An 11,757-nucleotide genomic window follows, 5' to 3' on the forward strand; every position below is an offset into this window, starting at 1 on the left:
AAATTAAGTTCAATTAAAATCACCGGGTGGTGTTACCTTGAGTCATCAGCAGGAATTATTATTAGATCAAATACGGAAGCTCAATCACCAGATAGCAGATTTGAATGCGCATTACTGGAAACTCTACAATAATGTAGATACGTGGCAATTTTGGCTCAACGCTGTTTTTCTTATTGTTCCATTAATTGTTTTACTTATTTATATAGACCGGAAAAGGGTCTTTCAAATTCTCTTTTTTGGTTACACCATTCATGTCCTAATGAATGATTTAGACATTGTATCTGTGCTCAAAGGATTAGTTTATCATCCCTATTCGCTGATTCCCATTCCACAAGTGCATTTGGCGATAGATACGTCATTTATTCCGGTGTTCTTTATGCTCGTTTATCAGTATAGCTTGAATCATAAGAAAAACGTGTACGTATTAGGCATCCTCGCAAGTGCTTGTACAGGCTTCCTATTAGGCTTCTTTACAGAAAAAACGAATCTTCTCCAAATGTACCAATGGATGCATCTTTGGGTTCTTTTCTTGGTCAATATTTTAGAGTTTTTCATCGCACATTGGCTCACTCATTTCTTTCTGCTTTTTTATCGAAGGGGGAATAGGACCACTACAATGAGTTAGCTGGTTGAACTTAATTAAAATTGAAGGACATCAAGTGAACCCGTAAATAAACGAGGGCTAAATGAGTTTTACGGGTTCGTAGGTATGGGGAAGTGTTCAGTTTCAAGCATTAGCACATAAAGATTATTTATTACCTTGCTTCTTGATAATATCTAATGTCATTTGTTTTGCATCTAATATATGCTTCTCAACTTCCTCCTTAGCTTTCGGATTTTTCATTATGATGGCATCAATGATGATCTTATGCTTTTCAAAAAACTCAATAGCGTAGTTTTTTGAGTACTCTGTAGTTGTATTAACTGATAAAAAGGAATGAATGGTAGAGGATAAATTGTCCCAGGCCTGCATGATTGGACGATTGCCTGCTGCTATAAAAAGGCCTCTATGAAATTGGATGTCGATATCATAAAGATCTTGTAGGTTTAAATGGTTCAAATCATTCGCCACTCTATCTAAGGCACTTACTAATTGACTATAACTCACCATTTTTTTGCTTAATAAAATCTCTGTAGCTTTTAATTCCAAATATAAACGTAAGTCATACATGTCAGAAGCTATTTCTTCATTAAATCCAACGACCACTGTAGCACCATTATCAAGGGATTCTATAATGCCTTCCTGTTCCAACACTTTAAAGACATCCCTAATTCTCCCTCGGCTTACTTGATAATCTTTTGCCAAAGTGTTCTCAATTAATCTTGTTCCTGGAGAATATTTGCCAAGAATGATATCAATCCTTAATTTATTCAATACATCAGTTGTAGCTTTCGACCTTTCGAATTTGGCCTTTAGTGGTTTATTCATAAAAACATCACCTTATTAACGAGTGTAATTGTGATAAAAAGTACCTGTTTACATCTTTTGGATATACAACTTGTTTTATAATAAGTATAAGTTCAAAAAGGTTTATTTTAATTGCCTTAACCCATCAGCTGCACTTTGTTTTATCATTCCCAGTTCACTGCTCCAACTAAAAAATTTCATTCCGATCTCTTTCGATTGGCTTAATAGTTTTTTATTTGAGCTAATGACTCCTGACCATTTATTATACTTAATCGCTGTTTGACTTACTAGTTGAATAGCATCCTTGATGTGTTGATTGTCATAATCACCAGGGATACCTAAATCTACAGAAAGGTCATTTGGTCCGACAATAATTCCGTCTATAAATGGATGGCTAGCAAGCTCGTTAATATGATTTAGTCCTTCCCTTGTTTCAATTTGGATGAGTAGGCTTATAGTCTTGTTGGCCATTTCCATATATTCTGGCAAGTGAATCCTTTTATAATTTGTATGTGATCGCAATGTGGATACGCCTCTCTTTCCAATTGGAGGATACATTGAATAATCAACAATCAATTTCAACTCATCTAAGCTACTCACCATAGGAATTAAAAGGGCATCCGCACCCATATCTAAAAATTTTAAAATACATTCTCTATCTATTTTAGGGATTCTAACAATCACTACTAAATTTAATAGTTTTGAAACCGTAATTAGACTAGCTACTTCATTATAGTTAAAATAACCGTGTTCACAGTCAATAATATAAAAGTCAAAGCCAACTTCTTTAAAGATCCTTGGGATATTCACATTATTGACTTCCGATAACATTGTTCCATAAACGGATGATGAATCCTTCAAATTTTTTAATATACTCATCACTATTCCTCCTCGTTTAAAAGCTTTTAGATCTTTTCAATCGCGATCAAGCAATCATCCATTCAAGTGACAAAAGTGCATGAATAATCAAATTGGGTACAAATAAATGAATAAATTAGCTAAAAGATGATGTCACTTTTTATACCATTGATTTTTTAGTTCTTATTAACTCAAGAAGACCAGCGAAGACTTCATGACTGGTCGTGCTTATTTCAAATTTTAAACCGATAAAATCTGAAATGATTTTGGAAAGATAACCGTTCTTTTTAGCGACTCCTCCTGAAAAGATTATTTTATCTATTTGCTTAGACTGATTGACTAATTTATCGTAACTGTGCTTATATTTTTCTCCAAAGTCATCATAGGTGGCTGCTAATAAATTTTCTAATACAAGATTATCTTTTGTAATCCGGCTGATACTTCCAGACCCTACATTCTTCACATTGAAAAAATCCGTATCCACTTTTAAGGAGCCTGTCTTTGAAAGCTTCTTGTTTAATAGCTTTTCCCAGATAAAATCGTTTGTGACCTTTTTACCAAACAATTCAGAGCCAATATTCCTTAAAAAGTTGATTATTACATCTAAATTTCTGCCACTAGGCATTCCTGAAATTGTGTTTAAATATCTGTTGCCAAAATAAGGACGTAATTCTCCAGCGTTTCTTGTAAATTTTTCGGTGATGATAGAAATCTGCCCAGCAGTACCTATATTAATATTTAAATGATTGTCTTGAACTTTACTTCCGAATATAGAAGCTTGTTGATCACCGATATCAGGATATATTGGAATCTGATAATCCTTATAATTATAGTAGCCGCAGATATCAATGTTACTCACAATGGTGGGCATATGTAGGTTTTTGCATTTAATCTTTTCTAATAAGTCTTTCTTCCAAATCCTCCTTGTAATATCCGCCAATCCAGTCGCGGCTGCATTTGTTAAATGACAGACATTATGACCTGTTAAATTAAAAATAATTGCTGAACCTAAAGTGCAAAAATGATCACTGTCTCTGATTTCGAACCCTTCTTCAATCATTGTGTATAAGTTACTTAGAGCCAAAGAGGGCTTTAAATCAATGCCTGTGTTAGATAATTCTTCTTTTGTTATAAAAGTCGACAAGTGATCTAAATAGGATATGTCTTTGGCAGCCATTTTCCTTAAACAACGTTCATCTTGCCAAGAAATATAGTTGGTTACGGGTTTACCTGTTTCATCTGTAATTGCGAAACCGTGCATTTGGGTTGAAAAAATTATCCCATTGATGTTGCCTTGATAATCATATAAGCACTTATCAATAATGCTATTTACAGACTTGAGAATTTCTTTTAAGTCAACCTCATAATTTCCATTTTCTGTGGAAATGTTATCGGTGGATTTTATTTGGCTAACTTTACTTATTTTCCCTTCTTCTAAATCCATAACGGCCCATTTAATAAAGGTACTTCCAATATCTATACCCAGTATTTCCAATGAAAATATAGCCTCCTTTGAATCAAAATGTAAATGAAATAGGCATTCCCCCTTGTTAGAAGAGTAAAAGGGGATTGGTAACAATCACTTACAGAATACTATAGTTTTTCAGAATAATATTGTCAACAATTCATTTGAGATGTTAACAATTTGTTGCGCGGGTTTTCTAGTCTGAGAGTTAATCGCTATTTATCTATTTAAAATGCTAGTGGAGTTTAGAGGTTTCAAGGTGGATACGACTTTTTTGCAGGTTTACGAATGGCCATAGGGGAGTATGGATGGGCAATCAAGTTTTATGACCAAAAATCCCCTGTTCGTGCGTCTACTCGTATGGCTTCGTAGTATGTTTCCTCGGAACAAAATAGAGGTGTATTTGTGAAGTCACGCTGGCCCCGTCCCTGAAGGACTCTCGTTTAGGTATCCGTGAGTCAGCGGTGCTGAGGAACACACTCTGAATAAGAGTTCCGAATCTCGCGTCTTCCGCTCCACCCACTTGCTACTTACTGACAGTACATCTTGGTGTAAAAAACCTTTTCATTGCTTTAATAAGGACCGGACTCTTGCCCGGTTTTTCTCATACAGCTACGGCCTATGGTATAGTAAGAAGAGATTAAAAATAAGGAGAGACATGAATGCCTGCAAAAATTCGTTTGCTAGCCTTGGATATGGATGGCACAACACTTAATGCTTCTAATGAAGTTAGCCAGGAAAATCGGAAATGGATTCAGAAGGCGGTGGATGCGGGAATCTTAGTAATGTTTGCAACGGGACGTCCGCAACGAGAAATCCTTTCCTTTAAAAAGGAATTGGGTTTGGATTCTCCGATGGTTTTACTTAATGGCAGTGAGGTTTGGAATGCGTCCGGAGAGTGTATTGAGCGTCATTTTTTAAATCAGGAAGATCTCCAACAATTACATCAGTTCGCAGTGAAATATGAGACTTGGTTTTGGGGATACACGTCAGATGGGCCTGTGAATAAAGAAAACTGGCAAGAGAAGTATCTTTCATCAAAATGGATGAAGTTTGGCTTTCATTCTGACAATCTTAATATAATCAAAGACATTAGAGAACTTCTTAAAGGATGGGCACTTGAAGTAACAAGTTCGGGATCGCATAACATTGAAGTGAATCCTAAGGGCGTGACAAAAGCAAGTGGCGTTCGCAGAATTGGTGAATTGGTCGGCATCGAAATGAGTGAAGTGATGGCGATAGGGGACAGTTTAAATGATTACCCCTTATTCGTTGAGGCTGGTCTCAGTATTGCCATGGGGAATGGCCGTGAAGATTTAAAACAGATTGCCGATGGGGTAACAGACACCAATGTGAATGATGGGGTGGCGAAAGCGATACAAAACTATTTGTTTTAACGTGTTGACTGAGCGTTTTTAGGCGCTCAGTCTTTATATAGGGCGCGCACCACAAAAAAGATAGGAATATATATTCTTGTTTCAGCTAGTCAAGGCATACAATTCGTGTTAAACTTTCAATAGGCTCAATAGTGGCAATAAATAAGTTGTATTCATCACTCATCCTCGACATTGATTGGCTCGTCTACACTCTTACTCTCGCTTTCCTCAGTACATACTATTCTTTTAAACTCTAGGTGGTTTTGGATATGAAATTAATTCTAGCGGAGAAACCGTCTGTCTCAAAAAACATTGCAGATGCGCTTAAGATAAAGAATAAACAAGAAGGTTATTATGAAGGAAATGGTTATATTGTGACATGGGCCTATGGCCATTTATTACAACTCTACGATGCTAAGGATTATGATACACGGCTATCCACGTGGAAGATGGACAACTTCCCGTTTATTCCTACGACGTTTAAATACAAGGTTAAAAGTGATCCTAGGCATCGTGAGAAACCTGATCGCAACGCTCAAAAACAATTAAAACTTATTCACCAATTGATGAGGAGAAGTGATGTTGAAGCGATCATCTCAGCCTGTGATTTTGATCGGGAAGGGCAAGTGATTGGCGATAGTATTATTTATCAGCAGAACACCCATAAGCAAGTTTTTCGACTGCTCTTAAATGAATGGACACCTGACGAAGTGCAGCGAGGGTTACAGAATATTAGGCCCAATACAGCATTGAGGCCTCTCCAAGATGCAGGGGTGAGTCGGCAATGGGCAGATTGGCTGATCGGTATTAACCTCACATCAGTAGCGACATTAAAATATCAAAAGGGTAAAGGCAAAGCCTTGAACATTGGTAGAGTGCTTTTACCAACATTGAAGATTATTTATGACCGAGATAAGGAAATTGAACAGTTTGTTCCTGAAAACTATTATAAACTTCAAGCCGATTTCCAAACAAAGGATGATCACGTTTATCATGCCACTTACATGGAAGGAAAAGAGGATAAATTTAAACAGAAGGCGACGCTAGAAGCGATTCAGGAGGCTTTAAAAGAGAAGTCAGCCGTAGTCAGCGATAAGCAAGTACAGCGGAAGAAAGAATACCCACCACTTCTTTTTAATTTGTCTAACCTGCAAGGGCACATCACGAATAAGTATAAGGGCTGGACCTCGGATAAGGTTCTAAAAGTCGCTCAACGCCTCTATGAAAAAAAGTTTATTACTTATCCTCGTACCGCAAGCATGGCTTTAGAAGAAAGTCTCGTTGGGAAAGCCGCTAAGGTCTTGGAGCGCGTCGTACAGGATCTTTCCTACAAGGACGAGATCAAGTTTGCAAAAATTAAACGAGTGTTTAATAATGCTCAAGTTGAGAGCCATAGTGCGATTACCCCAACCTACGTTTTACCTAAAAAACTATCGGCTGAGGAAACCATTGTCTATGAGGCTATTAAAAATCGCTTCATTATGCAATTCATGCCTATTGCTGAATATGAGGAGACAAGGCTTGCAACTAAAATGCTAGAGGCGAATTTGAAGGGGGCTTTTGTTTCCAAAGGTAAAGTACAGCTCGTTGAGGGTTGGAAAAAAGTCGAGAAAGTGCAATCGAAAGACGTTCTTTTGCCCTTGGTTGACATTCAAGACCCTGTGACCTTAATGAAGCATGACATTAAAACTGAAGTCACTAAGCCCCCTCAACACCATACGGAGAAAACCTTATTAAAGGTCATGGAGACGTGCGGCAAGAAAAAAGGGCGCGAAAATGATCATAGCGATGAAAATGACGGCGAATTCATGGCGATCCTATCGGGTTTCAGCATTGGGACACCGGCAACGCGGGCAGAAACGATTAAAAAGTTAAAAGATGTCGGTTATATCTCAGCCGAAAACAAATCCTTGATCTGTACAGCCTTGGGGAGAGATTTGGTGGAGACCTTTCCGATTAAGGATCTTTTTGACTTAGAGTTTACAGGACGCTTGGAGAAGGCTTTATTTGATATTGAGAAAGAGGCCTTCAGTAAAGAGGATTTTCTACAGTTTATCTATCAATTTACAAAAACATCCGTGGACAAGATTAAGGATGAAAAAGAGACGGTCATTCTCGAAGTCAAAAGACAAAAAAGAACCAATGAAGTCATGGGGAAGTGCCCCTTGTGCGGTCATGCCGTTATCGAAGGACAAAAAGGGTTTGGTTGTAGTAATTGGAAAAATGGATGCAAGTTCGTTATTTGGAAAAATGATAAGTACTTAGCAGCGATGAAGAAGAAGCCCACGAAAACGATGGTCAAAGCACTATTGAAAAATGGTCAAGCGACCGTGAAAGGACTAACGAGTAAAAAGGGGAATACATTTACAGCTAAACTCAAGTATGAAAAAAATGCTGATAATGACTATTTCAGCTGGAAAATGCTGTTTGATAAATAGAATTTGGCATCAAACCACTGTGTTTGTGGTCAAACAAGAAAGAGGTTGGGAAGGAAGTATTTCACTCATAGAAAAATCCAAACATTCTATTTGAATGGACGGATTTTTCTTTATTCTTAGCACGAGGCGATACGCTCCGTCAAAAGACTTCGCTTTCCACGGGCACGGCCTCAGCTAACTTTGGAGTAGATCTTTTAGTGCTCCAAAGTGGATCTTCGGACGTGTGCTGTTCCCGCTGGAGTCTCCGCATTTTGACTACGCTCTCCGTTTCCTACTGAATCTTTGAACTTGCATTGTTCGGTATTTGTATTCATTATTTTGTTTTGTCCCAGCCTCTTTTCCATAAAAGTTGAGTAGAACAAAAGAAGGGGTTACTTGAAGTGCTTCATGACCTCTTGCAACTCTTCCTCGTTAAGAACGATTTGCGAATTATTGTTTTGGAGGATGTCATCATATAATGATTCGGATTGCCCTTCTAATTGATAATACTTCACGTCCTGATCAGGATTGACGTCTTTTAACGCTAGTCCTAAGCTGACTATGTCTGTTTTGGACATATTAGAAGCGATTAAGAAATCAGAAATAGTGGAAGCAAGTTTAGGTAATTTTGTGAGATGGCTAGGTTGTACAGCTGATTTCGCAATACCGATTAAGACTTTTTCTTGCAGTAGTTGGCGATCAAAATCCACGCGTTTTAAAGAATAGCGTTCATGGACCAATTCAGTTGTCATTTCGCCATCTAGAGTTTGCGTTCCTTTTTTGATCACCTTATCTTTATTTTCCTTATACCAGGGATGTGTGAGCTCCACATCAAAAGGCACATCTACGTCAATGGTTCCAAGCGCGTCGACCATAGATTGGAGTCCTTCATAATTGGTTTCAACGTAATAATTAATAGGGACACCTGTTAATTGGCTTACGGCATTAACAGCAGCTTCGATCCCAATCTTTGCCCCGCTTGTTGCTTGTTTAATATATTGGACACTGGTGAGTTTTGTATAGCCGTATCCATCTAAATGAACACGTGTATCTCTAGGGATGCTTACGGTATTATACTGATGGTTATTGAGATCGATATGAACGAGAATCATTGAATCAGAATGACCCAAATTCTTTCCTTTTCTTTCATCTGAACCAATGAGTAAGATATTCAGGACATTCTCCTTAAGTTTTGGAATATCTTTTAGTTGATCGGTACTGTTTTCCTCTGTAGATGAAGTCCTTGTGGATTGACTGGTAGTGGGGGCACTGATGGTTGGAGCATTTTTAAAATGATTTTTAGGCTGTAATTTCTGAAATTCGTAAAAGCCAAAACCGAAGAGAACGATGAGTACAACAAGTGAACTCATTAATATCGCCTTCCAACGCCTTTTGAATAAATGTCTCATATATCCTCCGCTAACCCCTATTGTGTATATTGGTTTAATATTCTAATTTTACTATCAATAATTTTATTATATTACAAAAATAGACTTTATTCTACAAGAATGGAAGAGCTGGGCGTGAAGAGTATTAAATGGTAAAAAGGAAAATGGCAGTAAGGGTATTGAGACATCAACTTACTGCCCATTTGATTTTTCTAAGGCCATTTTCTAAAGAGATTGCTGATTAACTTAAGTAAATAAACTTTAATAGTTATTCCTGTATAACATAATATTGTGAGACTAGAAACAAATAATAAATGCCCTTTAGGAAGAGGTGGGGATTTTTTTATGTACACTTATTAATCCCAGAGTCGAAAATGTTTTTGCCTCTGATCATCTTCCTGTTATTGCCGAAGTTGACGTATGAATATATAATGTGTGAAAGGGCTTTCTTAAAAATGAAATTGAGGAGGATTTTATGAAAATCAAAGGTGTTGCTCACCGCGGATATCCTGTGAAATATCCAGAGAACACGCTATCTTCTTATCAAGCGGCTGTAGATTTGGGATTTGAAATCTTGGAGTTGGATGCTCATCTCACTAAGGATGGTGTCCCTGTGCTCATGCATGATCCTAAACTTGATCGCACCACGAATGGGACGGGGCAAATTAAAGATTATACCTTAAAAGAGCTCAAGCAATTACAAGTGGGAGAATACGAGACGATACCCACCCTAGAAGAGGCTCTTCAAGCAATGAAGGGGAAAATTAAGGTAAATGTTGAAATCAAACAAAAAGGGAATCTTTATCCGGGAATAGAGTCAATTGTCCTAGAAACCATTAAAAAAGCGGACATGATGGATCAGGTTTACGCGAGCAGTTTTGATCATTATGCGATGATGAGGTTACGCAAGCTCTCTCCAGATATTGATATTAGTTTAATATTAAGTGGAGCAACTCCTCCGAGCTTACCATTAATGAAAGAAATCCGGGCAAAATACATAGCTTTTGGCGTCGGCTATATTACGGATGAGGTCGTTGAAGATTGTGAAAGACATGAGGTCACACCGGTTGCTTGGACGGTCAATTCAGAGGCACAGATACGGAGCATGTTGCAATATCCATCAGTCCTTTGTACGACAGATCAATGTGAAAGATTTAAGGCGATTTATGAGGAAGTTAGAGGATAGCTTGGGTTAATGTGCTTCTGACCACGCCTCTTTGTCATCTTTTACTCTTTATAATGGCTTCGATTTCACTTTGATGCCTTAGACTATACGCCTACTAGAACTGTGGATTATTCCGGGGTTTTTAGTGGGTGTTTTTTTTCTTTAAAGTGGGAGAGGAGGTAGGGGGAGGGGAGTGTCAATTCCTTATGAGTTATAAAGTGAATTAAAACTGAATACCTTGACAAGTGCGGTGAGTTAATAATACCATTAATTATCAAAAAAATAGCAGTAATCAGAAATAAAGGGGAAGAAAGGGAGTGTTTGTATGGCACAACAGTCAGCTATAGAGAAGCTTGGTTACAAACAGGAATTGAAACGAAGTCTCTCTTTTTGGGATCTCTTAATCTATGGATTAATCTTCATGGTTCCTATTGCCCCGTTTGGGATTTATGGTGATGTGGTCACTACCTCAAAAGGGATGGTGGCATTAGCTTATCTCATTGGAATGGTCGGAATGATCTTCACAGCACTCAGTTATGCGAGGATGTCAGAGGCTTTTCCTATTGCGGGATCTGTATATGCTTACGCGGGTAAAGGCATCAATCAATATGTTGGTTTTGTAGCGGGGTGGTCCATTTTACTCGATTATATCTTAGTTCCTGCTCTGTTATATGTGGTCAGTGCCCAAGCCCTTACAGGTATGGTGCCAGGAGTGCCAAGTTGGGTATGGCTTGTGGTCTTTATAGTCATTAATACAATCATTAATTACTTTGGTATTGAATTTACGGCGAAGGCTAATATTGTTATCTTGATTTTTGAATTAATTGTTCTCGCCCTGTTCATCGTTATCGGTATTGTAGCAATAGCCAAAGGTGTTAACGGAGCAGAGTTTTCCTTTAAGCCTTTATATGATCCAGACTATTTTAGCATGCATCTTGTCATGAGTGCTGTCTCTATTGCGGTATTGAGTTTTCTTGGATTTGACGCGATTTCGACATTGTCCGAGGAAACAAAGGGAGGCGTTAAATCGATTGGGCGTGCGACGATTGCTTCTCTCCTTATTGTTGGTGTCCTATTTATGGTGCAAACATGGATTGCAGCACTAGTCTTCCCGGATTTTAATAGTTTTGATGATATTGGGACAGCATTCTATCAGGTGGCGGATATTGCCGGGGGAGGATGGTTAGGGAATCTCACCGCGATAGCTATAGCCATTGCTTGGGGAATTGCAGATGCTTTAGTGGCACAAGCCGCCATTTCCCGTGTCCTTTACAGTATGGCGAGAGACCGCAAACTACCGAGGTTCCTAGCAAAGGTTCACCCCAAATATAAAACGCCATATATCAGTACGGTCATTGTAGCGATTATTTCACTGATTGTCGGGATTGCTTTTATCTCGAATGTCGATGTTTTATCTTCCTTTGTTAATTTTGGGGCGTTAACAGCCTTTCTGTTTTTACATGTGAGTGTGTTTATCCACTATATTATTAAAAACAAGAGTAGAGATTACTGGAATCACTTTGTTTTGCCACTCATTGGCTTTGTGATCATTGGTTATGTGTGGATCAGTTTAGCCACTCAAGCGAAAATCCTTGGTCTAAGCTGGTTGGCTATCGGCATTATTATTGCGATCATTTTTGCGGTCCAAAAGAAAGACACTTCATTGGATTTACATTAAAG

General features: G+C 38.1%; 9 protein-coding genes. 5 read left to right on the forward strand and 4 right to left on the reverse strand.

What is annotated here, in order from left to right; all coding sequences use genetic code 11:
* Window positions 1-37 precede the first annotated feature (37 nt).
* Window positions 38-625, forward strand: a complete 588-nt coding sequence (locus IEV91_RS07730; protein WP_188496851.1) for a hypothetical protein — start codon at window positions 38-40, stop codon at window positions 623-625.
* A gap of 123 nt (window positions 626-748) precedes the next feature.
* Here IEV91_RS07730 and IEV91_RS07735 read toward each other — a convergent pair whose 3' ends face one another.
* From IEV91_RS07735 to IEV91_RS07745, 3 genes are all read right to left on the reverse strand, one after another.
* Window positions 749-1,429 (reverse strand): GntR family transcriptional regulator, encoded by a 681-nt coding sequence (locus IEV91_RS07735; protein ID WP_188496852.1) that lies wholly within the window; start codon window positions 1,427-1,429, stop codon window positions 749-751.
* 102 nt (window positions 1,430-1,531) lie between these two features.
* The gene (locus tag IEV91_RS07740) at window positions 1,532-2,287 is read right to left on the reverse strand and encodes an HpcH/HpaI aldolase family protein (RefSeq protein ID WP_188496853.1); all 756 of its coding nucleotides are present in this window, start codon (window positions 2,285-2,287) and stop codon (window positions 1,532-1,534) included.
* Window positions 2,288-2,426: 139 nt separating this feature from the next.
* The gene (locus IEV91_RS07745) at window positions 2,427-3,761 is read right to left on the reverse strand and encodes a sedoheptulokinase (protein WP_188496854.1); all 1,335 of its coding nucleotides are present in this window, start codon (window positions 3,759-3,761) and stop codon (window positions 2,427-2,429) included.
* A 632-nt stretch (window positions 3,762-4,393) separates the two neighbouring features.
* On the opposite strand from IEV91_RS07745, the gene IEV91_RS07750 reads away from it, so the two are divergent.
* Window positions 4,394-5,128, forward strand: coding sequence for a Cof-type HAD-IIB family hydrolase (locus IEV91_RS07750; RefSeq protein WP_188496855.1), 735 nt, complete (start codon window positions 4,394-4,396; stop codon window positions 5,126-5,128).
* Window positions 5,129-5,376: 248 nt separating this feature from the next.
* On the forward strand, window positions 5,377-7,545 hold the full coding sequence (locus IEV91_RS07755) for a type IA DNA topoisomerase (protein ID WP_188496856.1): 2,169 nt from the start codon (window positions 5,377-5,379) through the stop codon (window positions 7,543-7,545).
* 371 nt (window positions 7,546-7,916) lie between these two features.
* Here IEV91_RS07755 and IEV91_RS07760 read toward each other — a convergent pair whose 3' ends face one another.
* A complete protein-coding gene (locus tag IEV91_RS07760) occupies window positions 7,917-8,894 on the reverse strand; it encodes an LCP family protein (protein ID WP_229745467.1) in 978 nt (325 codons plus the stop codon).
* A 493-nt stretch (window positions 8,895-9,387) separates the two neighbouring features.
* On the opposite strand from IEV91_RS07760, the gene IEV91_RS07765 reads away from it, so the two are divergent.
* Window positions 9,388-10,098 (forward strand): glycerophosphodiester phosphodiesterase, encoded by a 711-nt coding sequence (locus IEV91_RS07765; RefSeq protein WP_188496858.1) that lies wholly within the window; start codon window positions 9,388-9,390, stop codon window positions 10,096-10,098.
* A gap of 304 nt (window positions 10,099-10,402) precedes the next feature.
* Complete coding sequence (locus IEV91_RS07770; RefSeq protein WP_188496859.1) at window positions 10,403-11,755, forward strand: APC family permease; 1,353 nt, start codon at window positions 10,403-10,405, stop codon at window positions 11,753-11,755.
* The last annotated feature ends 2 nt before the right edge of the window (window positions 11,756-11,757 follow it).

The sequence above is a fragment of the Pullulanibacillus pueri genome (genome assembly GCF_014639255.1).
Classification (GTDB): Bacteria; Bacillota; Bacilli; order Bacillales; family Sporolactobacillaceae; genus Pullulanibacillus; species Pullulanibacillus pueri.